The sequence below is a fragment of the Labrenzia sp. 5N genome, assembly GCF_012395805.1.
GTDB lineage: Bacteria > Pseudomonadota > Alphaproteobacteria > Rhizobiales > Stappiaceae > Roseibium > Roseibium algicola.
Genome location: NZ_JAAZTM010000005.1, coordinates 151,236 through 177,815 on the forward strand (window position 1 = coordinate 151,236; position 26,580 = coordinate 177,815).

Here is a 26,580-nt window from a genome sequence, read left to right on the forward strand (position 1 = left end):
ATGGTCCGCTCAGTTTGCTAGGTATCAGGCATGAGTGGACAGAGCGCGCAAGAAATCACCCCGGCGGACAGCAAGGTCACGCCAATGATGGCCCAGTTCCTGGAGATCAAGGCTGCCAATCCGGACAGCCTTCTGTTCTACCGGATGGGCGATTTCTACGAACTGTTTTTCGAAGACGCCGAGGTTGCCTCCGCCGCGCTCGGCATCACGCTGACCAAGCGCGGCAAGCACCAGGGTGCCGACATTCCGATGTGCGGCGTGCCGGTGCATGCAGCCGACGACTATCTCAACAAGCTGATTGCCAAGGGGCACCGGGTATCGGTCTGCGAACAGACGGAAGATCCGGCCGAGGCCAAGAAACGCGGCTCCAAATCCGTCGTCCGGCGCGATGTCGTGCGTCTCGTCACCCCCGGAACGCTGACGGAAGAGCGGCTGCTGGATGCGGGTGCCAACAACTACCTGATGGCGCTGACCCGGTTGAAGGGCGGCTCGCTGGACGGCAGCGCGGTCTATGGTCTTGCCTGGATCGACATGTCCACCGGCTCCTTCCAGGTGTCGGAAACCGATCATCAGCGCCTTGCCGCCGACCTTGCCCAGGTTTCCCCGCGCGAACTCATCCTGTCGGACAATCTGCTGCAGGAAAGCGAGTTGCGCCTGACAGCCGAACAGGCGGGCGGTGCGCTGTCACCGGTGCCACGTGCCTTTTTCGACAGTTCCACCGCCACGGACCGGCTTGCGCATTACTTTGGTGTGAAGACCCTCGACGGCTTCGGCACCTTCAGCCGGGCGGAGCTTTCCGCCGCCGCCGGCATTCTTGCCTACATCGAGAAGACCCAGCTCGGCGAACGCCCTCCGCTGGATCCGCCCGTGCGCGAGGCCGGCGCCGGGCGCATGCTGATCGATCCGGCAACCCGGGCCAATCTTGAGCTGTCCCGCACGCTTTCCGGCGAAAAGCAGGGCTCGCTGCTGGCGACGATCGACCGGACAGTGACAGGCGGCGGCTCGCGCCTGCTCGCCAGCCGCCTGGCCGGACCGCTGGTCAATGTCGATGCGATCCAGCACAGGCTCGACGGCGTTGCCTTCTTTCTTGAAAACGAAATCATGCGCGAAGGTCTGCGCCAGACACTGAAAGGTGCCCCGGACATGGCCCGGGCCCTGTCGCGGATCGCGCTCAACCGCGGCGGGCCGCGCGATATCCTGTCGGTTGCCCAGGGGCTTGAGGCCGCGCGGGCAGTGCTCGACCAGACCAGTGCGACGGCGGGAACGATTCCGGCGGAAATCGCTGCTGCGCGCGCCAGTCTTGAACAGGCTCCGCACGATCTCGGCAGCGAATTGACGACGGCACTGAAAGAAGAGCCGCCGCTTCTGAAACGCGACGGCGGTTTCATCGCCACCGGTTACAACGCCGATCTGGACGAACTGCGCTCCCTGCGCGACGAAAGCCGAAAGGTCATCGCGAAGCTTCAGGCAGACTATTCGGAAGAACTCGGCCTGAGGTCGCTGAAGATCAAGCACAACAACGTGCTCGGCTGGTTCATCGAGGCGCCTTCCGCGCAGACGGAAAAGCTGACCGCAGATCCCGGTCGGTTCATCCACCGCCAGACCATGGCCGGCGCCATGCGCTTCACCACCACGGAGCTTGCGGATCTGGAATCGAAGATCGCCAGTGCCGGCGAACGCTCGCTTGCCATCGAGCTGGAAATCTTCGACCGGCTTGCCAAGGCGATCATCGACGCAGGGGAAGCAATCAAGGCCGCCGCCCACGGCCTCAGCATTCTGGATGTTTCGGCCGCGCTTGCGAAACTTGCCCAGGAAGAAAGCTATGTCCGGCCCGTGGTCGATGACAGCCGCGCTTTCGACATCAAGGGTGGACGTCATCCGGTGGTCGAAAAGGCGCTGAAGAAATCCGGCGGCGACAGTTTTGTTGCCAATGATGCCAATCTCGGTCCGGAAGCGGACGAGGATATCGGCCATATCTGGCTGATTACCGGTCCGAACATGGCCGGTAAATCGACTTTCCTGCGCCAGAACGCACTGATTGCCGTGATGGCCCAGATGGGCGGATATGTGCCGGCAGCAGCAGCCCATATCGGCGTGGTCGACAGGTTGTTTTCCCGCGTCGGCGCGGCAGACGATCTTGCGCGCGGCCGATCCACCTTCATGGTGGAGATGGTCGAGACCGCTGCAATCCTCAATCAGGCCGGTGACCGCTCACTCGTGATCCTGGACGAAATCGGCCGTGGCACAGCCACGTTCGACGGCCTGTCCATTGCCTGGGCGACGATCGAACATCTTCATGAGGTCAACAGGTCCCGTGCCCTGTTTGCGACTCACTACCACGAACTGACTGCCCTTTCCGCCAAGCTGGCCCGGCTTTCAAATGCCACCGTCTCGGTGAAGGAATGGAAGGGCGACGTTATCTTCCTGCACGAGATCGTTCCCGGTGCAGCCGACCGATCCTACGGCATTCAGGTGGCCAAGCTGGCTGGTCTGCCGGTATCCGTCGTCGAAAGATCCAAGCAGGTGCTCAGCCAGCTGGAAGAGCAGGACCGCCGCTCGCCGGCTGAGAGCCTGATCGACGAACTGCCGCTTTTCGCCAGCCTGACCGCGCCTGCGCCCAGCGCTCCGGCAGGGTTTGCAGAACCCGATCCTGTTTCGGTCGCTCTCGAGGCAATCAATCCGGATGACATGACCCCGCGCGAAGCGCTGGAAGCGCTGTACCGGCTGAAGACATTGCGATTGACCCCGGACGACTAGTTGTCAGGTTCGGATTGTGCCGCTGATTTGAGTGACGATAGCGTTCGGGAATGTCTGGTTTTCGAAACTTTCCGAAACGGGCTGCGCAATCGGCAGACGCGCGTTCGGCAAAAAAAGCGGTGACGAGGCGATACAACCCAGTTAGGTTGTAATTCTTGCTTATTTCACTTTTCCGGCGATCGTCATGTTGTCCCTCCTGCAACTGCCCCGACAGGCATTGCTGATTCTGCTTCTTCAATTCACCAACAGCCTCGGCGTTTCGGCGCTGGTGCCGCTGATGAGTTTTTTCATTGTGGAAGGGCTGGGCGCCGAACCCTGGCAGGTGGGACTTTACTCCGGTCTGGTGATGCCGCTGACGCTGGCCGTCAATCGATGGGCAGGCGAACGGCTGGACAACCGTTTTCCGGTCAAGAGCCTGCTGGTCGTCTCTGTTGTCGCCTATATCACGCTCGCCGCACTGCTGACCCAGATCAGCAGTCTTGCAATGCTGCTTGTTCTGATCGCCCCCCTGATGAGCCTTTCCAACATGGGCGCGGGTGTCGTCTTTACCTTCGGTCGCCTTTTTGCCGAACAGGAGGGCATGGACGTTGCCAGGGTCAATTCCTGGCTGCGCATGATGGTTTCACTTGCGTGGATGATCGGGCCGGCGGTCTCCTTTTCGGTGGTTGCAGCCTTCGGCTTTGCCGCCGCCTTCCTGTGCGCCTTTGCGATCGGCATTGTCTACCTGATGCTCTGGTACATTGTCGTTCCGGCTGACTTCAGGTCAGCACGAGAGCGTTCCAAGACAAACGGCAAGGCGCCGATCAACTGGGGTCTTCAGATTGCCGGGCTGACTTGCCTTGGCTTTGTCATCACCAATTCGCTGTTCGTCTCGGCGATGCCGCTGTTCTTCGTGCAGGAAACACATCTGCCCGGCGCAACACCCGGCTTGGCACTGTCGGTCAAATGCCTGCTGGAAGTCTTTGTCATCTTCGGCTCGGTTCGCCTTGCCGAGCGCATCGGCATTCGCCAGGTGCTGATGCTGGCAGCGTGCCTTGCCGCGGTCAGCATGGTGCTGTTTGCCCAGGTGACCGCACTCTGGCAGGTGCTGGCCATCGCGGTACTGGAAGGGACTTATTATGGCCTATTTGCCGGTGTCGCGATCAGCTTCGTGCAGAGCTTCGCACCGGACCGGCCGGGCCGGGCAACGGCGGTTTACATGAACAGCCTGTTCCTCGGTGGCATGATCGGCAGCATTTCGATGGGTTTCATCGCCAGTGCGGCCAGCTTTCAGACCGTGCTTTACACCGCGGCGCTTTCTGCAACCGCGGCCCTGGCGGTTCTGCTTGCAACGCTCAAGGTGCAGCCCAAAGTCATTGAAGAAGGAGCCTAGACACCGCCTGACTTGGCGACGGACAACGCATTGGCCATGGCACCGGCAAAACTCGTTCTGTCATCGGGATTCAGGAAATTGCCGAGATCGACCTGTTCACCCCGGCTGAGGAGGGTCACCTTGACGACCCCTTCGTCCTCGATCCGATCCACCGTCAGGCGGACCCAGAAGGGATTGAAACGGTATTCCTGGTATTTCTTGCCCGGGCCAACCTTGCGGATCGCAATCTCGTGCCGCGAGACAACCACTTCCTCGAAAGTTCGTGCGGAGTGGTAGTTCATCCGAAAGGCAAACCAGAGCAGCGCGATATCAAGTCCGAAGAACCCGAAAACCGGCCAGGCGCCGATACGCAGAAACAGAATTCCGGCGATGAAACTGACACCGCCGAAGAAGCACATGAGAACCAGGAATCCGTTTGGCCCCAGAGACCGGTGGGGGGTCAGAACGGCAGTGAAAAACGGCCGGTCCTGATCCGGCAATTCGCCATCCTGCAGGGGTTTCGGATTGTTCTCGCTCATGAGGCATGATTATAGAGAGAAGATGACGCAAGCAAAGAGCCCTTCCAAGACTGCGGCAGCACGCCGGCCCGCAAAATCCAAACAGACCCGGAGAAAAGCACCCTCCGTGGACAACCCCGGCAAGGTGCTGAAACGGTCCCGCTATACGAAGGCGGAAACCTTTGCGATCTTCCAGCGCTTCCATGCCGACAACCCGGAACCGAAGGGCGAACTGGATTATGTCAATGCTTTCACGCTTCTGGTTGCCGTGGTGCTGTCGGCCCAGGCAACCGACGTTGGTGTGAACCGGGCAACAAGACACCTGTTCCAGATTGCCGACACACCGGAAAAGATGGTGGCGCTCGGGGAGGACCGGGTGCGGGAGGAAATAAAGACGATCGGCCTTTACAAGAACAAGGCCAAGAACGTCATCCTGTTGTCCGAGCAGCTGATCCGCGACCATGGCGGCGAAGTTCCAGAAGACCGCGAAGCGCTGGAAGCGCTGCCCGGTGTCGGCCGCAAGACCGCGAATGTGGTTCTGAACATCTTCTTCGGCCACCCGACCATTGCCGTCGACACGCATCTGTTTCGCCTGGGCAACCGCATAGGCATTGCCCCCGGCAAGACGCCTCTCGACGTGGAAAAAGCGATGGAGAAGGTCGTGCCGGTGGAATTTGCGCTCCATGCCCACCACTGGCTCATCCTGCATGGCCGGTACATCTGCAAGGCGCGCAAACCGGAGTGCCGGCGCTGTGTGATTTACGATCTGTGCCGGAGCACGGAGAAAGAACTTTTTGATGCGGTGCCGGATATTGCCCTGCGCACCAAAGCCCTTATTGAAAAGGAAACAGTTGCGTGAGTTTCCCGCTTGGACCATTTCCCGTGAGCGAGAGGCTTCGCTTCCGCTTGCCTTCCAGCAATGATGCCGCTTTTTACCACAAGCTCATGAATGAGCCGGATTACATCCGATTTATCGCCGACCACGGTATCAAGACCGAGGAAGATGCGGCCAACTACATCAAGAACAAGACGCTGGCGCGCTTTGCCGCCCATGGAGTCGGGCTTTGGATCCTGGATCTGAAACCATCGCTGACACCGGTTGGTGTGTGCGGTCTGGTGGTGCGCAAGGAACTGAAGTACCCGGACCTTGGTTTTGCCTTTCTGGAAGACCACCGCGGAAAGGGGTTCGGCCGCGAGGCCGGGCAGAGCGTGCTGGACTTCGTTACCCGGGAACTGAAGCTGCGCACGCTGTGCGCGATCACGCATCCGGAAAACGTCCGCTCCGCCAACCTCCTGAAGAAACTTGGCTTCGAGCCGGATGGCCAGCGGCATCTGGCGGAGATCGGGACGACCTCCGACTATTACGAATGGAAATTGCGTTATGTGGAAAGCGGTCTGGCCTGAGGGCCGCCGCAATCAATCGCGACGATCAGCGTTTCTCGCGAACGCGTACGACCACGTCGACACGAACGATTTCCATGCCTTCGGGTGCTTTCGGCAGAGCGCCGATGCCCACACCTTCGCCCGGAATGTCGATCACCCGGTTTTCGCCTTCGATGAAGAAGTGATGGTGGTCGGACACATTGGTGTCGAAGTAGGTCTTGTTGCCGTCGATCGCGACTTCGCGCAGCAGACCGGCTTCGGTGAACTGGTGCAGCGTGTTGTAGACCGTGGCGAGAGAGACCGGCACATCGGCGTCGACCGCCTCTTCATGAAGCAGCTCGGCCGAGATGTGGCGATCGCCCCGGGAGTACAGAATTTCTGCAAGCGAGACACGCTGGCGCGTCGGCCGGAGGCCTGCAGACCGCAGCATGTCGGTCACATTCTTCTTGTCGCCGGTTTCATGCACCACAAGTGTTGTCATTCCGATCCGATCCAGGTCCAGGGTCGCTTCTTGAAACGGCGCAAATATGTGCCGCGCAAACGTTGCGCCGGGCCGTTTTCACTAACATTGGCCTATATCTGCCATTTCTTGTACCCAAGATGCAAGTTTTAAACGTAAAGGGCAACCTGAGCGGAAATCAGGGCGCAACTGCGGCGCGTTCGGATGGTTCGTGCAAGCGCTGACCAAACAGCCGCAAGCCGGTGTCCCGGAGCCGGATGCGCAGATTACGTCGAATACGCACAAAACTTGGCGAAACGCCCGAAAAAACCGAGTAACTTCGCGCAAGTGACATCTTTCGGTCATGGTTCCCCTGTGTTAGGAAGGCGCCTCAAACGAACCGAAAACAAACCAAACCTGCCTTGGGAATTTCTCTGGCAGGAGACAAAACACGGATCCCGAATGACCGATCGCCGCTCCAGCTACGATTATGAAGCACTTCTCGCCTGCGGCCGCGGCGAGCTGTTTGGCCCGGGCAATGCCCAGCTGCCTCTTCCCCCGATGCTGATGTTCGACCGGATCACGGAACTTTCCGAAACCGGCGGTGAATTCGACAAGGGGTTCGCTCGCGCCGAGTTCGACATCAAGCCGGATCTCTGGTTCTTCCCGTGCCATTTCCAGGGAAATCCGGTAATGCCGGGCTGCCTTGGTCTCGACGCCCTGTGGCAGCTGACCGGTTTCTTCCTTGGCTGGCTGGGCCTTGAAGGCAAGGGCATGGCCCTGTCGACTGGTGAAGTGAAGTTCAAGGGCATGGTTACGCCGGACGTGAAGCTGGTGGAATACGGTGTCGACTTCAAGCGGGTCATGAAGGGTCGCCTGGTTCTCGGCATTGCCGACGGCTGGTTGAAGGCGGACGGTGAACAGATTTACAAGGCGACCGATTTGCGCGTCGGCCTGGCAAAGACCTGACACCCGTTCGCAGGATCAATTGATGGCACCGGCGCTTCTTTTTCATTGGGAGCGCCGGTTTGCATATTATGTATGTGCCTGCAGGCTCTCGACACACCCCCTGAGAGCTGTGGTGCAGTCAAGACAATAGGAGACCGCAATGAGACGCGTTGTCGTCACCGGCATGGGTATCGTGTCGTCCATCGGAGCAAACACCGAAGAAGTGCTGTCCAGCCTTCGAGAAGGCAAGTCCGGCATCAGCTTCGCTCCGGATTACGCGGAACACGGCTTCAGAAGCCAGGTACACGGCATGCCGAATGTCGATATCGCTTCGCTCATCGACAAGCGCCAGCTGCGCTTCATGGGCGACGGTGCCGCCTATAACTACATCTCCATGCAGCAGGCGATTGCCGACAGCGGTCTGGAAGAAACCGACATCTCCAACCCGCGCACCGGCCTGATCATGGGCTCCGGTGGTCCGTCGACCAAGAACCTGTTCCAGGCGCACCAGATCGTGCTGGAAAAAGGGTCGCCCAAGCGCATGGGCCCGTTCATGGTGACCCGCGGCATGAGCTCCACCAACTCTGCCTGCCTGGCGACGCCGTTCAAGATCAAGGGCATCAACTATTCCATCACGTCGGCCTGCTCCACCTCGGCACATTGCATCGGTGCAGCTACCGAACAGATCCAGTTCGGCAAGCAGGACGTGATGTTTGCCGGTGGCGGTGAGGAACTCGACTGGACCCTGTCCTGTCTGTTCGACGCCATGGGCGCCATGTCCTCCAAGTACAACGACACCCCTCAGACCGCATCGCGGGCCTATGACGCGACTCGCGACGGCTTCGTGATTGCCGGTGGTGGCGGTGTGGTGGTTCTGGAAGAACTGGAACACGCCAAGGCGCGCGGCGCGAAAATCTATGCCGAGGTTACCGGCTACGCAGCCAACTCCGACGGCTACGACATGGTGGCGCCTTCCGGTGAAGGCGGCGAGCGCTGCATGCGCCTTGCCACCTCGACCCTGGGCGACCGCAAGGTCAACTACATCAACAGCCACGGCACTTCGACACCCGTCGGCGATATCGGCGAAATCGAAGCGATCCGCCGCGTGTTCGGTGAAAACCAGCCGCCGGTGTCTTCGACCAAATCGCTCACCGGCCACAGCCTGGGTGCGACCGGCGTTCAGGAAGCCATTTACTGCCTGCTGATGCTGCAGAACGACTTCATGACCGCGTCTGCCAACATCAACGAGCTGGATCCGGCCCTGAAGCCGGGCGAGATCGTGACCGAGCGCGTGGATAATGCAGGCCTCGACACGGTTCTTTCCAACAGCTTCGGCTTTGGCGGCACCAACGCGTCGCTCGCGCTGTCGCGCTTTCACGGCTGAGGAGTTTTGAATGTCTGATCTGATGAAGGGCAAACGCGGCCTGATCATGGGCGTTGCCAACGACCACTCCATTGCCTGGGGTATTGCCAAGACGCTCGCCGATCACGGTGCCGAACTTGCCTTCACCTATCAGGGAGAGGCTTTCGGCCGCCGTACCAAGCCGCTGGCGGATTCCGTCGGTTCCAAGATCCTTGTGCCGTGCGACGTGGAAGACATTGCATCGGTCGATAGCGTTTTCGACACGTTGAAGGAAGAGTGGGGCAGCATTGACTTCCTGGTGCATGCGATCGCCTTTTCCGACAAGACGGAACTGCGCGGGAAATACGCCGACACCACGCGGGAGAATTTCTCCCGCACCATGCTGATCTCCTGCTTCTCCTTCACCGAAATCGCCAAGCGGGCTGCCGCTCTGATGACCAATGGCGGTTCCATGGTGACGCTGACCTATGGTGGTTCCACCAAGGTCATGCCGAACTACAACGTGATGGGCGTTGCCAAGGCTGCTCTGGAATCTTCCGTCCGTTACCTGGCGGTGGACTACGGTGAGCAGAACATCCGCGTGAACGCGATTTCCGCAGGCCCGGTTCGGACCCTTGCAGGATCCGGCGTTTCCGATGCCCGCCTGATGTTCAACTTCCAGAAGCGCAATTCTCCGCTCTGCCGGACCGTTTCCCTGGACGAAATCGGCGGAACCGGCCTCTATCTCCTGTCGGATCTTTCCGGTGGCGTGACTGGTGAAGTGCACTTTGTCGACAGTGGCTACAACATCATGTCGATGCCGCGTCTGGAAGAGCTCAAGGTTCAGGAAGTTCAGGCCGACTGAGGCCTGTCCAACAATCCAAACATGCAAAAGGCGGCCTGATGGCCGCCTTTTTTGTTTCAGAAATTCCGCGCCGTATTCCTCAGGATGAGGGATCAGGAAACCCAGGCAATCAAGGGAGGGGGACGTCAGTCTCCGATCAGCTCGTCCGGATAGACACCGAACAGGCGGGTCTGATCCAGCCAGCCGTCATAATTCTCGCCGTTGACCCGGCACCAGCCTCCGGCACATTCGGAAACCGTCGTCAGCACGAAGGGATCCAGTTCGGCAACAATATCAGCGTCGGAGCGGGAGCGGGAGCGCAGCGGTGTGCGGTCGCTTTTTTCCCATGGGGTGACGAGAGCCGTGCGGCGGCTGGACAACAGCGAGCGGAACACCCAGCCCTGCTTGCCTTCCCAATCGCGAATGCGGCGCCAGTTCTCGAATTCACCGACGATTTCCACGGGCAAACCGGACTGCACGAAGGTCCACGCGATATCATGTTCGCGCGAAGGCCCGATGCGCACATTGACCCGGTCGGACTTCAGACTGACAAATCTCGGCACCGGCAGGCCGCTTGCACCGGTCGTGGTGCCCTGGGCTTGCGAAGCGACCGAAGTTGCGAGCAGACCGCACAGCAATGTCATCACAGTGAGGAAGATCCGGGTAGCCTGGAACGAGCGAGCCATATTGTCCGGTTGTCCAATTGTTATTGATCTTTGATTTGAGGCAAATCTCTACCGAAAAATTTGCGCGAAAACCAGCTTGGTCGTTTTGGCCGGTTGGCGATCCGCGGCGATTGAAACCGATCCCTTGTTTCTGCCGGACCATCTGGTAAGGAAAAGGGGTGGTCTCATCCGCTCGCGCAACGCGCAGCGTCAAAGTGGTACCGTTGAGGTTAACAAGTCCTCAACGAAGCGCGAAAGGCAATTGGTATGGCGAAAAAGAAGCCTGTCGTTGTGGTGACCCGGAAGCTTCCGGACGTGGTGGAAACACGGATGCGTGAGCTTTTCGAGACGCGTCTCAATGATAATGACAGGCCCTTCAGCCAGGCGGAACTGGTAGAAGCGGTGCGAACCGCCGATGTTCTGGTGCCGACCGTTACCGACCGGATCGACTCATCTGTCCTCTCGCAGGCTGGTGAAAACCTGAAGCTCATCGCAAACTTCGGTAATGGTGTCGACAACATCGATGTCGTGAGTGCCAACAACCGGGGAATCAATGTCACCAACACGCCGGGCGTGCTGACCGAAGATACCGCGGACATGACCATGGCGCTGATCCTGGCCGTGCCGCGTCGACTTGCCACAGGCATCAAGGCGCTGGAAGCCGGCGACTGGGCCGGCTGGTCGCCGACCTGGATGCTTGGCCACCGGATCTGGGGAAAACGCCTGGGTATCATCGGCATGGGCCGCATTGGCCAGGCCGTTGCGCGCCGTGCCAAGGCCTTCGGCATGTCGATCCACTATCACAACCGCCGCCGCCTTGCCGAAAGTGTCGAGGAAGAGCTTGAGGCAACCTACTGGGACAGCCTTGACCAGATGCTGGCGCGCATGGATGTCGTCTCCATCCACTGCCCGCACACGCCGGGAACGTTCCACCTTCTGTCCGCCCGCCGCCTGAAGCTTCTGAAAAAGGATGCCTACGTGGTGAACACCGCCCGTGGCGAGGTGATCGACGAAAACGCCCTGATCCGGATGCTCGAGAGCGGTGAGCTTGCCGGCGCCGGCCTGGACGTGTTCGAGCACGAACCCGCAGTCAATCCGAAGCTGGCCAAGCTGGAAAGCGTTCTGCTGCTGCCGCACATGGGGTCGGCCACCATCGAGGGCCGTATCGAAATGGGCGAGAAGGTCATCATCAACATCAAGACCTTCATGGACGGACACCGCCCGCCGGATCGTGTTCTGCCATCGATGCTTTGACCCGTTTGCGAGTCTCATGTCTTGGCTGATCGTTTCATCGGCAGCGCGTTTGCCGTGCCGGCCAGTCTCGACTGGCTGAGGGCGACCGAAACCGGCCGTATCTGGCTCGACAAGCTGCCGGTGCTGCTTGAAACCGCCTGCGAACACTTCGGGCTTTCAGACCCAGGGAGCCCGTTTTCTGGCGGTAATGTATCTCTCGTCGTTCCGGCAAGGCACGATGGTCAGGATGTTGTCCTCAAATTGCAGTATCCCGATCACGAATGCCGCCACGAAGCCGAGGCACTGGCGCGCTGGAACGGCAAGGGTGCTGTTCGGCTTTTGAAGCATGCGCCGGAACTAGGCGCACTGCTGCTGGAGCGCTGCAGGCCGGGGCAATTTCTGGCCGACGACATCGAAACGGACCGGATTGGCGTTGTTGCAGGGTTGCTGCGTCTCCTGACGATCCCTGCCGATGACCCGTTTACCCGCCTCAGCGATGAAGCCGCACGGTGGCGGGATAGCCTCGACCATAACTGGATGGCTGCCGGGAAGCCTTGCGAGCAACATCTCGTGGACGCTGCGCGCAAGGCCTTGCAGGACCTTTGTCGTGAGAAAAAGACGGAAGAGGTCCTGCTCCACCAGGACCTGCACGGACACAACATTCTGTCCTCTGAAAGAGATACCTGGCTTGCCATCGACCCGAAGCCTCTCGCCGGCGATCCTGCCTTTGCGCTTAGCCCGATCGTCAGGAGCTTCGAATTCGGGCATTCGAAAGCCGAAGCGCGTTACCGGCTGGACCGACTGTCGGAAGAACTGGAGCTTGACCGGGAGCGGGCAAGATATTGGACCATCGGCCAGACCATGGCCTGGGCATTCAGCAGCAGCTATGCCGAGCGGCACTTTGAAACGGTGCGCTGGTTGCTGGCAGACAATTGATCCATGAAATCCGTTTGAGAGGTCTTTCGAGCCTCAGCCGTTGTATTTTGACCAGATCGCGCTGTCGCCCATGCCTTCGATGAAGGCTTTGTGGGCTTCAAATTCGCTGTCCTGCAACAGGCGCTGCAACGGCGAGGGACGCTGGCGGGCGTTAAAGGTGCCGAGTTCGCCAGGTTCGAAGCTGGAACCTGCCGAAGAGGTTTCTTCTTCGTCTGTAATCAGGCCAAGGGCCGTCTGGCGGCCGCCGATAAGCTCCAGATAGACTTCAGCCAGGATTTCCGCATCCAGAAGAGCACCGTGCTTGATACGCTTGGAGTTGTCGATGCCATAGCGAGAGCACAGCGCATCCAGCGAATTCGGCCCCGATGGGTGCTTGCGGCGGGCGAGATCCAGCGTATCGAGCACCTGGGTGTTCGGAATTGTGCGCCGTCCGGCCCGTTCCAGCTCCATGTTGATGAAGCCCATGTCGAAAGCCGCGTTGTGGATCACCAGCGTGGCATCGCCAACGAACTCCAGAAACTCATCCGCAACGTGCTCGAACAAGGGCTTGTCGGACAGGAACTCCGCCGACAGGCCATGAACCCGGAAAGCTTCCTCCGGCATGTCGCGCAGCGGGTTGATGTAGACGTGATAGGAATTGCCCGTCGCGATGTGGTTGATCAACTCCACACCGCCGATTTCCACCAGCCGATCGCCTCCGCGCGGGTTCAGGCCTGTTGTTTCCGTATCGAACGAGATCTCGCGCATTTTTCCGCCTTTTGCCTATGGATTCACTGTGCAGCTTGCTGGGTGAGTGGCAAGAGTTGCGCGCGGTTTTCCCCGGTGTTCTGGGGTTCTGGCGTTTGATCCCAGTGCCCCAGTGCCTGTTCCGTCCAACACTTCATTCAGAGGAGCCCGGCATTGCGGGGTGTCTCGAAGGATGGGTCACTGGTTTCGGAGTATGCCGCCCATCCTTCGAGGCGGGCCTTACAGGCCCTCCTCAGGATGAGGGCGAAATTGAAAAGACCTTCGGTGCAAGAGGAGATCAGAGAGACGTCACCCTGTCGCGGCCAATGCCTTCAGGATCGCTCTCACCTGCCGCTTCGCCGCTTCCATGCCCCGGCCGGTATCGACCAGGAAATGCGCGCGGCGGCGTTTTTCGGCGTCATGCATCTGCTTGGCGAGGATCGCCTCGAACCTGTCTTCGCTCATGCCAGGCCGGGCAAGAACACGGTCTCGCTGAACCTGTGCATCGGCGGTGACAACAACGACGACATCCACACGGGCCTCACCGCCGGTTTCAAACAGCAGCGGAATATCCAGCATGACGATACGCCGGTGGTCTGCGCGGGCACGCTTCAGAAAGAGCTGCTCTTCCTCACGCACCAGGGGATGAACGATGGCTTCGAGCTTTTTCATGGCCTCGGGCTTGCCGAGCACATGCGGAGAGAGCAGCAGACGGTCGACCTTGCCGTCCGACACCGTGCCGGGAAACGCCGCCTCGATCAGCGGCGCGGCCCGGCCCGAATAGAGCGCGTGGACCGTGGCATCGGCATCGTGCACGGGAACACCTTCGGCTGCGAACATTTTTGCCGTTGTCGATTTGCCCATGCCGATGGAGCCGGTAAGGCCGATCCGGATCACGCGGTTACTCCAAGGTCTGCGAGTATGAGGTTGCGCAGGGTGTCGTCCACTTCCGGCCGAACCCCGAACCAGCGTTCGAAAGCGGGTACGGCCTGATGCAGCAGCATGCCAAGGCCGTCCACAGTCTGGTTGCCCCGCGCCTTCGCGCTGCGCAGCAGATCGGTTTCAAGTGGAGCATAGACTGCGTCAGTGACGGTTGCCGTCTTCGGCAAGGGTGACAGGTCGATTTCCAGCGGCGCCTTGCCGGCCATGCCGAGCGAAGTAGTGTTCACCAGAAGATGAGCTTCTTCAAGCACTGTCCCCAGGTTGTCCCATTCATGGGCAATTGTTCCGGAACCAAACATATCCGCGATAGCTTTTGCTTTTTCGAATGTCCGGTTGACGATATGAACTCTTGTGAATTTCCGTGAAAGCAATGCCCACACTACGGCACGTGCGGCTCCGCCTGCCCCCAGGACCACGGCAGATTCACGTGAAACGTCCCACCCGGGGGCGAGCTGATCAAGATTGCCGAGAAAGCCGAGACCATCCGTATTGGCCCCGCACAGCCGGCCGCTGTCGTCCAGCCAGATCGTGTTGGCAGCCCCCATGGATTTTGCCGCATCGTCCAGCCAGTCGCAGGCTGCGGCAGCCACTTCCTTGTTCGGAACAGTGACATTGGCCCCGGACAGACCCGCATCGGCAAAGTTCCGGTAGAAGTCCTCGGCAGTTTCCGGCGGAACATCGACCCGGCCATATTCTCCGGCGATGCCGTGCTTCTTCAACCAGTATCCATGCACCAGCGGAGAGCGGGAATGTGTCACCGGATGGCCTGTAATGGCCGCTTTTTTCACGGATCCGCTCATGTTTCGATCACCTTCAGACTGCGCAGTTCTGCCAGAAGAGGCAAAAGCGGCAGGCCAAGAATGGTGAAATAGTCGCCATCTATCTTTTCAAAAAGCTGCACGCCGAGACTTTCCAGCTGATAGGCACCGACGCTGGAAAGCACGTCCTCACCGGCCGCAGCCAGATAATGGCCAATGAAGGCCGGGCTCAGTTCACGCATGGTCAGCCGTGCCGTGGAAACGTGGCGCCAGATTGCTTCGCCATCCTTCGAAATCACCACGGCGGAATGCAGTTCGTGAGTCTTGCCGGAAAAGGCGAGCAGTTGCCGGCGCGCAGCTTCCATGTCCTCCGGTTTTGTGCGTCTTTCACCTTCGAACGCCAGAATCTGATCGGCACCGATGACAAGATCACCGGCGCGTCGGTCACTGACATCATTCGCCTTGGCTTCCGCCAGAACGCTTGCCAGGTCTTCCGGAGGAAAGCCAGCTTCCAGGAGCGGGGCTTCGACAACACGCTCGTCGACATCGGCCGGGTCGACCTCGATGTCGAGCCCGGCGTTTTTCAGAAGATCAGCGCGGATCCTGCTTCCGCTTGCCAAGACAAGTGCCATTTCCATCCCTTTTGTTGGTTATCCGGCGCGCCCGGTTTCTCCTCCGCCTTCCTGCCCTGATTTGAATTCCTTGAAAAGGGTCAGGATCTCCGCAGCTGTCTCCTCGACAGAACGACGCGTAACGTCAATCAACGGCCAGCCATGTTCCGTGCAGAGCCTGCGGGTCATGTTGATCTCCTGGGAGATCTCCTTCCGGTCGACATACGTGTCGTTATAGCCTTCCGAATTCAATGACAGCACACGGTTGCGGCGGATTTGCTGAATGCGTTCGGCAGAAGCGATCAGACCGACAATCATCGGCTGCTTGAGTTTCTTCACATGTTCGGGCAGGGCAATGCCCGGGACCAGCGGAACGTTTGCAGCCTTGATGCCCCGGTTGGCTAGATAGATGCAGGTTGGCGTCTTGGATGTGCGCGAAATGCCGATCAGCACGATATCGGCGGATTCCAGATCGTCCCAGATCTGACCGTCATCATGCAGCATGGTGTAGTTGAGCGCTTCCATCCGGCGAAAATATTCCGCATCCAGTTCATGCTGTCCGCCGACCCGGTGGGTTTGGGTGACATTGAGATAGGACTGGAAGACCGCGAAGACCGGATCCAGGATATTGACGAAGGGCACACCCAGCTCGCGGCACTTCAGTTCCAGCCGGCCGGCGATTTCCACATCGACCAGGGTATAGAGGACGATGCCGGGTGCCTTTTCGATTTCAGTGATTACCCGGTCGAGCTGCTTCTGGGAGCGCACCAACGGATACACATGCTCGATTTCCTGCACGTTCTCGTACTGAACCGTTGCCGCACGGGCCACTGTCATCAGCGTTTCGCCGGTGGAGTCGGACACGAGATGGAGATGGAAGTAGTGTCTCGACTTGTTCACGTTGTCATCCCCAGGCCTGTTGATGATTTGGGTAAGATGTCTACCACCCAGTGCCTAGCACGAAGTTTATGCCCGCTCAGCCGAATTTATTAACAATGCTTAAACGAGCGGAAACTGATGCCGAAACGGTTGTGCATGGATGTGGATTCACAAAGGCGCTGTGACATATCGACAGATTGTCCACTGCCGCCCAATTCCTTAACGAAACGTAAACAAGCGGACAAGTGATTGTAATTCAATTCGTAATCCTGTTATCGACTCCTGGGGAGGAAATCTGCTTAACAAGTAGCGGATTTTTTCCCGCCGAGAAAATCAGGCTGATGGATTGTGGATAGAAAATGATCCCGGTAATCCACGCACAAATAGAAAAAACAGATTCAAAATAAGAATCTTTATTGATTTGAAATGTGGGAAAGGCGACCTCATGAAATCCCAAGACAGGTCCGTGATGCGGGTACTCTCCGGAGAAAAGCTCTGGCCGCCTCCCATCTGGATGATGCGTCAGGCCGGACGCTATCTTCCCGAATATCGCGAAGTGCGTTCGAAGGCGGCAAACTTTCTGGAGTTCTGCTATTCGCCGGACCTTGCAACAGAGGTCACGCTCCAGCCGATCCGCCGGTATGGTTTTGATGCAAGCATTCTGTTTTCAGACATCTTCGTCGTACCGGACGCCATCGGATACCCGGTTCGTTTTGAAGAAGGACGTGGTCCCGTTCTGGAACCGCTGTCTTCCGATCTTCTGGATCGTCTGGAACAGGATCGTGCCGAGGATCATCTCAAACCGGTCATAGAGACGGTTTCCCGCCTGCGGGCGGAGCTGCCAGAGGAAACGACGCTGCTGGGCTTCTGTGGCGCTCCCTGGACGGTTGCCTGCTACTCCGTTGCCGGTCACACCACCCAGGACCAGGTTGCCGCCCGTGTGGGCGCCTATCGCGATCCTGACCTGATGCAGCGTTTCGTCGATCAGCTCGTCACGGCCTCGATCCGCTATCTCATCCGACAGCTGGATGCGGGCGCGGATGCGGTCCAGATTTTCGATACCTGGGCGGGCGTTCTGGATGAAGCCGGTTTCAAGCGCTGGTCGATCGAACCGACCCGCCGGATCGTTGACGGTGTTCGGGCCGTGCGGTCGGATGCAAAGATCATCGGTTTCCCGAAAGCTTCCTCGGCTCGGATGATGGCATTCGTGGAAGGTACGGGTGTGGATGCGGTCGGTTTCGACTGGACGGCTCCGGACCAGGTTGCGCTCGACATTCAGAAGAAGGTCCCGATCCAGGGCAATCTGGATCCGATGCGGCTGGTGGCTGGCGGCAAGGCGCTGGAAGAGGGCGTGGCCCATATCCTGAACACCTTCGACAAGGGTCCACTGGTCTTCAACCTGGGGCATGGTGTGACGCCGGACGCGGATCCGGAAAACGTTGCCCGCATGGTCGAGCTGGTCAGGAAGGGATAAGCGCATGGATCTCTTTCTCTGGATCAAGGCGCTCCACGTCATCTCGATCATCGCGTGGATGGCCGGCATGCTCTATTTGCCGCGGCTGTTCGTCTATCATGCGGCCACGGAAATCGGATCGGAACAGTCCGAGACCTTCAAGATCATGGAACGGCGGCTGCTGAAGGCCATCATCAATCCGGCCATGATCGCCTCCTGGGGGTTTGGCCTGTGGCTCGCCTGGGAACTTCAGGCCTGGCAGGACGGGTGGTTCCACGCCAAGTTCACGTTTGTCCTGATCATGTCCGGTGTTCACGGCCATCTCAGCAGCTGTGTGAAGAAATTCGCCCGCGACGAGAACAAAAGGTCGCAACGTTACTACCGGATACTCAACGAAGTTCCGACTGTCCTGATGATCGGGATCGTCATCTTCGTCATCGTCAAACCGTTTTAAGCGGCACGAAACAGGCAATAGAGACAGCCGCAGACATGCGGCCGTCATTTTCACCTTTCGAATTCTAAGTGTGGCCTAAAAAACCGGCAGAATTCCGGGCTTGCGCTTTATTGCAAATCAACGTATCTTTCGCGCATCTTCATACGGCACAGTGTTCGTTTTCAATCGCTCCGCAGTCGCCGTACAATCTGGACACGCCTAAAAGTCTCTCAGATATCTTCTGGCCGACCCATCCATCCGGCGCAGAACGACCTTTCCAAACCTAAATCCATAACAACACAAAAAAAGACCCCAACTCGATGCGGGAAATGAAACTCAAAGACCTAAAAGAAAAAACACCGACAGAGCTGCTCCAGACTGCTGAGGAGCTTGAAGTCGAAAACGCCAGCACCATGCGCAAGCAGGAGCTGATGTTCGCCATCCTGAAGAACCTAGCTGCTCAGGATGTGGAGATTATCGGCGAAGGCGTCGTTGAAGTCCTTCAGGACGGCTTCGGCTTTCTCCGGTCTCCGGATGCGAACTATCTGCCGGGCCCGGACGACATTTACGTCTCGCCCTCGCAGATCCGCCGCTTTTCGCTGCGGACAGGGGACACCGTTGAAGGCCAGATCCGCAGCCCCAAAGAGGGCGAACGGTATTTTGCCCTTCTCAAAGTCAACACCATCAATTTCGAGGATCCGGAAAAGGCCCGGCACAAGGTTCACTTCGACAACCTGACGCCGCTTTATCCGGATGAACGTTTCCGGATGGAGATCGAAGATCCGACCATAAAGGATCTCTCCTCCCGCGTTATCGACCTGGTAGCACCCCTCGGCAAAGGCCAGCGTGCGCTGATCACCGCGCCGCCGCGCACAGGTAAAACGGTGTTCCTGCAGAACATCGCGAAGTCCATCACCACCAATCATCCGGAATGCTATCTGATCGTTCTTCTGATCGACGAACGTCCGGAAGAAGTGACCGACATGCAGCGTACGGTCGACGGCGAAGTGGTTTCCTCCACGTTCGACGAACCGGCTGCCCGCCACGTGCAGGTTGCCGAAATGGTGATCGAGAAGGCCAAGCGCCTGACCGAACATGGCCGGGACGTCGTCATCCTGCTGGACTCCATCACGCGTCTGGGACGTGCGTACAACACTGTCGTTCCGTCTTCAGGCAAGGTCCTGACCGGTGGTGTGGATGCCAACGCCCTGCAGCGGCCGAAGCGCTTCTTCGGTGCGGCCCGTAACATTGAAGAGGGTGGATCGCTGACGATCATCGCGACCGCACTTATCGATACCGGCAGCCGCATGGATGAAGTCATCTTCGAAGAGTTCAAGGGCACGGGTAACTCCGAAATCATCCTGGACCGCAAGATCTCCGACAAACGTGTTTACCCGGCCATCGATATCCAGCGCTCCGGTACGCGTAAGGAAGAGCTTCTGGTACCGGCCGAACGTCTCAAGAAGACCTTCGTGCTGCGCCGGATCCTCAACCCGATGGGGACGGTGGATGCGATCGAGTTCCTGCTCGACAAGCTCAAGCAGACCAAGTCGAACGACGATTTCTTCGACAGCATGAACACTTGATCCTAAACGGATCGGGTTCTATTCAAAGGCGCGGCCCGCGAGGGTTCGCGCCTTTACTTTTTGTTAAGAATTAAACACCCCGCCACCGTGTTTCACGTGAATCCTGCCCTTTGTTGAATCGGACCCGTTCTGATGCCTGAAGCTTCGTTCCTGTTAGAGACTGACCGGCTCCTGCTTCGTCCATGGAAGGATGAAGACCTGGACCCATTTGCAAGGCTCTGTGCCGACCCCGAGGTGATGAGATTTTTCCCTGAGGTGCTGACGCGGGAGAAGTCCGACTTGCTGGTTGCGCGGTGCCGGGAAAAGACGGTGAAGGATGGTTTCAGCATGGCGCCGATTGAAATCAAGGAGACGGGAGAATTTCTCGGCTTCGTCGGTTTGAACGTTCCGTCCTATGCGGCGCCCCTGCCGTTCGAGCCATGTGTCGAAATCGGCTGGCGCCTGAAGCGGACTGCCTGGGGGAAGGGCTATGCAGGCGAGGCTGCGCGGGAGTGGCTTCGATTCGGTTTTGAAACCATCGGTCTTGAAGAGATCGTGGCTTTCACCATCCCGGACAATCTGCCGTCGCAAAGGGTCATGGAAAAGATCGGCATGACACGTGACAAGGATGGGGACTTTCTTCACCCCAGTCTTCCGGCTGATCATCCGATCGCAAAGCATGTGCTCTATCGGCTCAAGAAGACGGATTGGATGTCCGGCCCGAAGCAAGTCTGACTTCTGTTCCGGTGTGTTAATCAGATTCACGTGAAACAAAACCGCATCGAATCCGTTTCGACGGGCTTGATGTTGAAGACGAAGATGCGCTGCCCAATGCTGCCTGTGTCGATATCGCTTGGTAACTGACGCCTTTCCCGACAATTTTCCCACGCAGGGACTGACGAGCCGAATTGGAATGGGGTGCGATACACCCGGCGATTTCCTGCATCCGAACCTTCGAGACGGATGCCGCTTTAAACGGAATGTTCTCGAAAAGTCTGACAGAAACCGATTGCCAGATGCCGGCGCTGGGTAAGATCTCTTCAAGACGAATACTGCCAGCGCATAGATTCACGTGAAACAGAAGAGGGGCGACGTCACAGCTTGAATTTGTTTCACGTGAATCCGTCACCTTGAATCGGCTCCGATCCGACAGCCGGAATTGTCACCTGAGGAGGGTGCTTCTTTCTCACATCCTGAAGGCTCAACATCGAACCCGATGTCACGCCTGATTGCAGTGGCTGGACCAGAGGGCGACGGAAAAATCCCGGAAGCGGTGTTTCACGTGAATCTCCTGTTTTGAATCGGCTACTGTTGTGTTCAGGAGCTCAACCGCCTCCACTTACATCGTGTGACGACATGGGTGAAAGACCTCGCCCCTAGGCCTACAAACAGATTGTGAGGTTGTGACGTAGTCTCGCCAAACGAAATGCAATTCCCTCATTCAGTGTGTTTCCGTCCTGGGCCCGATTTGAAGGGGAAACAGATACTGTCGGAGGCTGCGTGTGTGAGGGACGAGAACCGCGCCGGAAAGGAAAGCCGCTCCTGGTCAGGACAGGTATTTTTCTGACAATTGATTCACGTGAAACAGATCGCCGTCTCACCGATCACTTCGATTCGGCGGCGGAATGGCGAGGCTTGTTCTTTTCCGCGGTGACGAGAGTTGATAAAGAGGCGGTCCACGACTCGACCACGAACCGGAAGACACCATGGCTGACACGATCTTTGCGCTCTCCAGTGGAGCTGTGCCTTCGGGCGTTGCGGTGATCCGTGTGTCTGGTCCAGGTACCAGGGAGATCGTTGAGACACTGGCTGGCAAGGTGCCACAGCCGCGGAAGACGATGCTGGCCAAGCTCCGGGATCCGGAAACGAAGGACGTTCTCGACGAGGCCCTGGTACTCTACTTTGAAGGACCTTCCAGCTTCACGGGAGAGGACGTTGCCGAGTTCCAATGCCATGGTGGACGTGCCGTGGTCTCAAGCCTCCTGTCCGTACTTTCCCGGTTTTCCAATTGCCGTCCGGCCGAGGCAGGGGAGTTCACGCGCCGCGCTTTCGATCGTGGCCGCATGGACCTCACGGAAGTTGAGGGCCTGGCAGATCTCATCGCCGCAGAGACCGAGAGCCAGCGCAAGCAGGCAGTCCGTCAGATGGGTGGAGCCCTCGGCAAACTCTATGACGACTGGAGAAAGCGTCTCATCCATATGCGCGCAATGATCGAGGCCGACTTCGATTTCGCCGATGAAGAGGATGTTCCTGGCAGCGTGGCCGATGAAGTCTGGGCGGAAGCAACCCAGCTCCATTACGAGATTGCAGAGCACCTTGAGAAATCCCGCAGCGGCGAGCGTCTACGGTCCGGCTTGCAGGTGGTGCTGATGGGGGCACCCAATGCCGGCAAGTCCAGTCTCCTGAATGCCATCGCAGGACGGGAGGTCGCCATCGTCACGGAAGAAGCCGGAACGACCCGGGACGTGATCGAGGTTCATCTGGATCTTTCAGGGTATCCCGTGACGCTTGTCGATACCGCCGGCCTCCGGAAGACGGAGGGTGTGGTTGAGAAGGAAGGCATACGCCGGGCAGAGGAACGGGGCCGGGGAGCGGATCTCATCCTGTGGGCGGTGGAGCCTGGTGGGGTGGAACAGGACGATGTCGCCGCCGGCCTTCCGGAAGACCTTCGCCGTAGCGTGCCTGTCTGGACCGTTCGAACGAAGGCTGATCTTGAGACTCTTCCGGAACAAGACTCTTCCGGAACGATCCAGGCAATTGCTTGTTCCAGCAAAAGCGCTGAAGGTATGAACCCGCTTTTTTCCCGGCTTACCCGTTTTGCCGAGGAAACGATATCTGTCGGCGAAGCACCACTGGCCACCCGGGAACGGCACCGTCACTATCTCAAGGATTGTCTGTCCGGCCTGAGAGCTGCCGTGGATATGGTGCACCTGCCGGCGGAATTGCGCGCGGAAGACCTTCGCCGGGCTGCGGATGCTCTCGGGCGGATCACCGGGAGGTTCGATGTCGAGGATTTGCTTGATGTGATCTTCCGGGATTTCTGTATCGGCAAGTGACCTGTTTCACGTGAATCATCTCAGGTGAACTGCGGATCGATTCTCTACCGGAACATGTTTCACGTGAATCATTTTCTCTGCCGTAAGTGCAAAATGACCAGCGCCACCAGACGATCTGTCTGCTGACCTGAATTCCGCTTTGACCTACAGCCGCGTCACACGTATAAGTCTCGGCGAACAAGTGCCGGTTTGCGCGGCCTGTGATAGTCTGGCCTAGGCTGGAGAAAGATCCCGAAAACCGAACCGGAAAAACCCGGACCCGAGGCTCTGCTGTCGGGTTTCGTGAGCGGTAGAGACTATGAACGAACTGGACCTGACCTTCGATGTGGTGGTGATTGGTGGCGGTCATGCCGGCTGTGAAGCTGCGGCGGCATCGGCACGTGCTGGTGCCGCGACTGCTCTGGTCACGCATCGCTTCGATACCATCGGTGTGATGTCCTGTAACCCGGCTATTGGTGGTCTGGGGAAGGGGCACCTCGTTCGCGAGATCGATGCGCTTGATGGATTGATGGGGCGTGTTGCCGACAAGGGCGGGATCCAGTTCCGCATGCTTAACCGGCGCAAGGGACCGGCGGTGCGTGGTCCGCGCGCGCAGGCAGATCGCAAGCTCTACCGGGAAGCGATGCAGCGTGAGATTGCCGCTGTCGAAGGTCTGAGCGTCGTTGAAGGTGAAGCCCACAAGATCCGGTTTGCGGGTGACAGCGAGAAGCGTTCTGTCTCGGGTATTCAACTGGCCGATGGCCGGGTGATCAACTGCCGCGCCATCGTGTTGACGAGCGGTACATTTCTCCGGGGCCTCATTCATATCGGCGACAAGAAGATACCCGCGGGACGCTCCGGCGAAGCGCCGGCACTCGGGCTGTCTGAATCACTGGAGGAAATCGGCTTCGATCTTGGGCGTCTCAAGACAGGTACGCCCGCACGGCTGGACGGCCGGACGATCCACTGGGACAGGCTGGAAGAGCAGCCGGGCGATGACGACCCGATTCCGTTTTCCACCCTGACGGACAGGATCGAGACACCTCAGATCCCGTGCCACATCACACGCACGACGCCCGAGACCCATCGCATCATTCGTGAGAACCTTTCTCGCTCTGCTATGTATTCAGGCGAGATCAAGGGGCGGGGGCCACGCTATTGTCCATCCATCGAAGACAAGATCGTTCGCTTCGGCGACAGGGACGGGCACCAGATTTTCCTGGAGCCGGAAGGACTGGACGATCACACCGTCTATCCGAACGGCATTTCCACATCGTTGCCGGAAGATGCGCAGATAGCGTTTCTGAAGACCATTCCGGGTCTGGAAGATGTGGTGGTGCTGCAGCCAGGTTACGCGATCGAATATGACCATGTCGACCCGCGCGAGCTGCGTCCGACACTGGAAGCCAAGCGGTGCTCGGGTCTTTACCTGGCCGGCCAGATCAACGGTACGACCGGGTATGAGGAAGCTGGGGCACAGGGTCTTGTGGCCGGGCTCAACGCCGCTCTGAAGGCTGCTGGCAAGGCGCCGTTCGTGGTTGACCGGTCCGAGGGATATATCGGTGTCATGATCGATGACCTGATCACCAGGGGCATCACCGAACCCTATCGGATGTTCACATCGCGTGCAGAGTACCGGTTGTCCCTGCGGGCGGATAATGCGGACCAGCGCCTGACTCCTTTGGGTATCGGCATCGGGTGCGTCTCCTCCACACGTAGAGAAGCCTTTGAAGACAAGATGGCCAGGATCGCCATTGCGCGGGAACTTCTGACGAGACTGACCGTGACGCCTTCCGAAGCTCAGAAGAAGGGCCTGCCTGTAAACCAGGACGGCATCCGCCGGTCTGCCTTCGATCTGCTGTCCTATCCCAATGTCACCTTCGAAGGCCTGACGGACATCTGGCCCGAACTGAAAGATATTGATCCGGCGATCGCTGAGCAGGTTGCGACAGATGCGCTTTATGCCGTTTACCTCGATCGTCAGATGGCAGATATCGAAGCCTTGAAACGCGATGAAGCCTTGTCGATTCCCGATGGTTTCGACTACGAAGCGATCATTGGTCTTTCCAATGAAGTGCGCCAGAAACTGATCGACATTCGTCCGGCCACTCTTGGCCAGGCGTCTCGCATGGATGGCATGACACCCGCCGCGCTCACGCTGATCCTGTCGCATCTGAAGCGCCAGAGCCAGAAAGGGGCTGCCTGATGGGCCGCCCGGTGATGTTGAATACCTCTGGACAGGTTGTGCATAAGTTTGGGGATGTTTCACGTGAAACGTTGGATAGACTCCAGATCTATGTCGACCTCGTTCTGAAATGGCAGCCTGCGCAAAACCTCATTGCACCGTCGACCATCCCGGATATCTGGACCCGTCACGTGGCGGATAGCCTGCAAACCCAGTGGTGTAATCCGGAAGCAAGGACCTGGGTTGATATCGGCAGCGGCGGTGGGTTTCCCGGTGTGGTGACCGCAATCCTGCTCGCCGATGAGCCGGACGCACATGTGCACATGATCGAGAGCAACCAGCGCAAGGTGGCATTTCTCAGAACGGCCTTAAGGGAGACAGGGTCCAAGGGGACAGTGCATCCTGGCCGGATCGAATCGGTTGCGAAAGATTGGAAGCACGGCCGGGTGGACGCTGTTTCTGCGCGCGCTTTGGCGTCGCTGGATCTGCTTTTTCAGCTTTCAGAGCCGTTTACGGCAGCCGGCGCAAAGGCTGTTTTCCACAAAGGTCAGGATTTTCAGCGAGAAGTTAACGAAGCTACTGCCCGTTGGCAGTTCGACATGATAGAAAAAGACAGTCTTGTTGATCCAATGAGCCGGATGCTTCTTTTCTCGAATATTTCAGCCCGGCCGGAGTAGCCAGGAAGGTGTTGTAGCAATGAGCATGCTTCCCGAAATGCCGCGCGTTCTCGCGCTAGCGAATCAGAAGGGTGGGGTGGGCAAAACCACAACCGCCATTAACCTCGGCACGGCGCTTGCGGCGATTGGCGAAAAAGTTCTGGTGATTGACCTCGACCCGCAGGGTAACGCTTCAACGGGTCTGGGTATCGAGCATCGTGATCGTGGTCTGTCGACGTATGAAGTTCTGAGCGGTGATTGCTCCCTTGCAGAGGCCGTTCGCGAAACGGCGGTGCAGCGTCTTTGGGTGGCGCCGTCCACAATGGATCTGCTGGGCCTCGAACTGGAAATCGCCTCCACGGGTGACCGGGCGTTCCGCCTGCGCAGTGCCATCGAAAACCTGACCCATTCGCGTCTGTTCCAGGAGATCGGCTTTACCTATGTGCTGGTCGACTGCCCGCCGTCACTGAACCTGCTGACGATCAATGCCTTGTCTGCGTCGCACTCCATCCTGGTGCCGTTGCAATGCGAGTTCTTCGCGCTTGAAGGTCTCAGCCAGTTGCTCAGCACGGTTGAGCAGGTCAAGAACGCGCTTAATCCTGAACTCAGCATCCATGGCATCGTTCTGACCATGTATGACAGCCGCAACAATCTCTCCAGCCAGGTGGTCGCCGATGTGCGCGAAACCATGGGTGATGCGGTTTACGAAACGATCATTCCGCGCAACGTTCGTATTTCGGAAGCTCCGTCCTATGGTAAGCCGGCGCTGCTTTACGATTTGAAATGCGCCGGCAGCCAGGCCTATCTGCGGCTTGCGTCTGAAATCATCCAGCGTGAGCGCGAACTGCGACGCGTCGCGGCATAAAGCCCGATCGATTCGGCTCCGTTTTGGCGAGCCTTGATGCATGGCGGCGAAGAGGC

General features: G+C 58.5%; 25 protein-coding genes. 17 read left to right on the forward strand and 8 right to left on the reverse strand.

Going from position 1 to position 26,580, the window contains the following annotated elements:
* The first annotated feature begins 30 nt into the window (after positions 1 to 30).
* Both mutS and HEP89_RS08100 read left to right on the forward strand, forming a co-directional pair.
* Entirely contained in the window at positions 31 to 2,757 is a 2,727-nt protein-coding gene (mutS, locus tag HEP89_RS08095; protein WP_168691753.1) for a DNA mismatch repair protein MutS, read from the forward strand.
* Between the two features lie 184 nt (positions 2,758 to 2,941).
* Entirely contained in the window at positions 2,942 to 4,129 is a 1,188-nt protein-coding gene (locus HEP89_RS08100) for an MFS transporter (RefSeq protein WP_062485988.1), read from the forward strand.
* Here the strand turns inward: HEP89_RS08100 and HEP89_RS08105 are convergent.
* Positions 4,126 to 4,647: a DUF2244 domain-containing protein gene (locus tag HEP89_RS08105; RefSeq protein WP_055660267.1), complete on the reverse strand. Its 522-nt coding sequence runs from the start codon at positions 4,645 to 4,647 to the stop codon at positions 4,126 to 4,128. The genes HEP89_RS08100 and HEP89_RS08105 overlap by 4 nt on opposite strands.
* Positions 4,648 to 4,669: 22 nt before the next feature.
* On the opposite strand from HEP89_RS08105, the gene nth reads away from it, so the two are divergent.
* Both nth and HEP89_RS08115 read left to right on the forward strand, forming a co-directional pair.
* Positions 4,670 to 5,485: an endonuclease III gene (gene nth / locus HEP89_RS08110; protein WP_023002447.1), complete on the forward strand. Its 816-nt coding sequence runs from the start codon at positions 4,670 to 4,672 to the stop codon at positions 5,483 to 5,485.
* A 23-nt stretch (positions 5,486 to 5,508) separates the two neighbouring features.
* The gene (locus HEP89_RS08115; RefSeq protein ID WP_168691754.1) at positions 5,509 to 6,030 is read left to right on the forward strand and encodes a GNAT family N-acetyltransferase; all 522 of its coding nucleotides are present in this window, start codon (positions 5,509 to 5,511) and stop codon (positions 6,028 to 6,030) included.
* A gap of 25 nt (positions 6,031 to 6,055) precedes the next feature.
* On the opposite strand, the gene irrA is transcribed toward HEP89_RS08115, so the two are convergent.
* The gene (gene irrA, locus HEP89_RS08120; RefSeq protein ID WP_023002449.1) at positions 6,056 to 6,490 is read right to left on the reverse strand and encodes an iron response transcriptional regulator IrrA; all 435 of its coding nucleotides are present in this window, start codon (positions 6,488 to 6,490) and stop codon (positions 6,056 to 6,058) included.
* Positions 6,491 to 6,910: 420 nt separating this feature from the next.
* Here irrA and fabA point away from each other — a divergent pair, with 420 nt between their 5' ends.
* The 3 genes from fabA (at position 6,911) to fabI (ending at position 9,603) form a co-directional block, all read left to right on the forward strand.
* Positions 6,911 to 7,417, forward strand: coding sequence for a 3-hydroxyacyl-[acyl-carrier-protein] dehydratase FabA (fabA, locus tag HEP89_RS08125; RefSeq protein ID WP_023002450.1), 507 nt, complete (start codon positions 6,911 to 6,913; stop codon positions 7,415 to 7,417).
* A gap of 139 nt (positions 7,418 to 7,556) precedes the next feature.
* Complete coding sequence (gene fabB, locus HEP89_RS08130; protein ID WP_031269976.1) at positions 7,557 to 8,780, forward strand: beta-ketoacyl-ACP synthase I; 1,224 nt, start codon at positions 7,557 to 7,559, stop codon at positions 8,778 to 8,780.
* A 10-nt stretch (positions 8,781 to 8,790) separates the two neighbouring features.
* Positions 8,791 to 9,603, forward strand: coding sequence for an enoyl-ACP reductase FabI (gene fabI, locus HEP89_RS08135; protein WP_023002452.1), 813 nt, complete (start codon positions 8,791 to 8,793; stop codon positions 9,601 to 9,603).
* A 125-nt stretch (positions 9,604 to 9,728) separates the two neighbouring features.
* On the opposite strand, the gene HEP89_RS08140 is transcribed toward fabI, so the two are convergent.
* Entirely contained in the window at positions 9,729 to 10,226 is a 498-nt protein-coding gene (locus HEP89_RS08140; RefSeq protein WP_031269978.1) for an SH3 domain-containing protein, read from the reverse strand.
* Between the two features lie 288 nt (positions 10,227 to 10,514).
* Between HEP89_RS08140 and HEP89_RS08145 the strand changes: the two genes are divergently transcribed.
* Entirely contained in the window at positions 10,515 to 11,501 is a 987-nt protein-coding gene (locus tag HEP89_RS08145) for a D-glycerate dehydrogenase (RefSeq protein ID WP_023002454.1), read from the forward strand.
* 21 nt (positions 11,502 to 11,522) lie between these two features.
* The gene (locus HEP89_RS08150; RefSeq protein ID WP_168691755.1) at positions 11,523 to 12,416 is read left to right on the forward strand and encodes an aminoglycoside phosphotransferase family protein; all 894 of its coding nucleotides are present in this window, start codon (positions 11,523 to 11,525) and stop codon (positions 12,414 to 12,416) included.
* A gap of 33 nt (positions 12,417 to 12,449) precedes the next feature.
* Here the strand turns inward: HEP89_RS08150 and dnaQ are convergent, their stop codons facing one another.
* The 5 genes from dnaQ to HEP89_RS08175 all read right to left on the reverse strand — a co-directional run bounded on the left by dnaQ (position 12,450) and on the right by HEP89_RS08175 (position 16,353).
* Positions 12,450 to 13,163, reverse strand: a complete 714-nt coding sequence (dnaQ, locus tag HEP89_RS08155; RefSeq protein WP_168691756.1) for a DNA polymerase III subunit epsilon — start codon at positions 13,161 to 13,163, stop codon at positions 12,450 to 12,452.
* 288 nt (positions 13,164 to 13,451) lie between these two features.
* Positions 13,452 to 14,039, reverse strand: coding sequence for a dephospho-CoA kinase (gene coaE, locus HEP89_RS08160; protein ID WP_168691757.1), 588 nt, complete (start codon positions 14,037 to 14,039; stop codon positions 13,452 to 13,454).
* The gene (locus tag HEP89_RS08165) at positions 14,036 to 14,884 is read right to left on the reverse strand and encodes a shikimate dehydrogenase (protein WP_197923174.1); all 849 of its coding nucleotides are present in this window, start codon (positions 14,882 to 14,884) and stop codon (positions 14,036 to 14,038) included. Before HEP89_RS08165 ends, coaE begins: the two co-directional genes overlap by 4 nt.
* Complete coding sequence (locus HEP89_RS08170; protein ID WP_062486005.1) at positions 14,881 to 15,480, reverse strand: Maf-like protein; 600 nt, start codon at positions 15,478 to 15,480, stop codon at positions 14,881 to 14,883. The genes HEP89_RS08165 and HEP89_RS08170 overlap by 4 nt, the downstream gene beginning before the upstream one ends.
* A gap of 12 nt (positions 15,481 to 15,492) precedes the next feature.
* Positions 15,493 to 16,353, reverse strand: coding sequence for a pyruvate, water dikinase regulatory protein (locus HEP89_RS08175; protein WP_077291365.1), 861 nt, complete (start codon positions 16,351 to 16,353; stop codon positions 15,493 to 15,495).
* A 424-nt stretch (positions 16,354 to 16,777) separates the two neighbouring features.
* Here HEP89_RS08175 and hemE point away from each other — a divergent pair, with 424 nt between their 5' ends.
* The 8 genes from hemE to HEP89_RS08215 all read left to right on the forward strand — a co-directional run bounded on the left by hemE (position 16,778) and on the right by HEP89_RS08215 (position 26,524).
* Positions 16,778 to 17,806, forward strand: a complete 1,029-nt coding sequence (hemE, locus tag HEP89_RS08180) for a uroporphyrinogen decarboxylase (RefSeq protein WP_168691758.1) — start codon at positions 16,778 to 16,780, stop codon at positions 17,804 to 17,806.
* Positions 17,807 to 17,810: 4 nt separating this feature from the next.
* A complete protein-coding gene (gene hemJ, locus HEP89_RS08185) occupies positions 17,811 to 18,239 on the forward strand; it encodes a protoporphyrinogen oxidase HemJ (protein ID WP_023002462.1) in 429 nt (142 codons plus the stop codon).
* Positions 18,240 to 18,538: 299 nt separating this feature from the next.
* Positions 18,539 to 19,804, forward strand: a complete 1,266-nt coding sequence (rho, locus tag HEP89_RS08190) for a transcription termination factor Rho (RefSeq protein WP_023002463.1) — start codon at positions 18,539 to 18,541, stop codon at positions 19,802 to 19,804.
* Positions 19,805 to 19,936: 132 nt separating this feature from the next.
* Complete coding sequence (locus HEP89_RS08195; protein ID WP_062486011.1) at positions 19,937 to 20,518, forward strand: GNAT family N-acetyltransferase; 582 nt, start codon at positions 19,937 to 19,939, stop codon at positions 20,516 to 20,518.
* Between the two features lie 971 nt (positions 20,519 to 21,489).
* Positions 21,490 to 22,839, forward strand: coding sequence for a tRNA uridine-5-carboxymethylaminomethyl(34) synthesis GTPase MnmE (gene mnmE, locus HEP89_RS08200; RefSeq protein WP_077291368.1), 1,350 nt, complete (start codon positions 21,490 to 21,492; stop codon positions 22,837 to 22,839).
* A gap of 298 nt (positions 22,840 to 23,137) precedes the next feature.
* Positions 23,138 to 25,024: a tRNA uridine-5-carboxymethylaminomethyl(34) synthesis enzyme MnmG gene (gene mnmG / locus HEP89_RS08205; protein ID WP_077291369.1), complete on the forward strand. Its 1,887-nt coding sequence runs from the start codon at positions 23,138 to 23,140 to the stop codon at positions 25,022 to 25,024.
* 14 nt (positions 25,025 to 25,038) lie between these two features.
* A complete protein-coding gene (rsmG, locus tag HEP89_RS08210) occupies positions 25,039 to 25,680 on the forward strand; it encodes a 16S rRNA (guanine(527)-N(7))-methyltransferase RsmG (RefSeq protein ID WP_055660551.1) in 642 nt (213 codons plus the stop codon).
* A 19-nt stretch (positions 25,681 to 25,699) separates the two neighbouring features.
* Positions 25,700 to 26,524 carry a ParA family protein gene (locus tag HEP89_RS08215; protein WP_023002468.1) on the forward strand — a complete coding sequence of 275 codons (825 nt, stop codon included), beginning with the start codon at positions 25,700 to 25,702 and terminating at the stop codon, positions 26,522 to 26,524.
* The last annotated feature ends 56 nt before the right edge of the window (positions 26,525 to 26,580 follow it).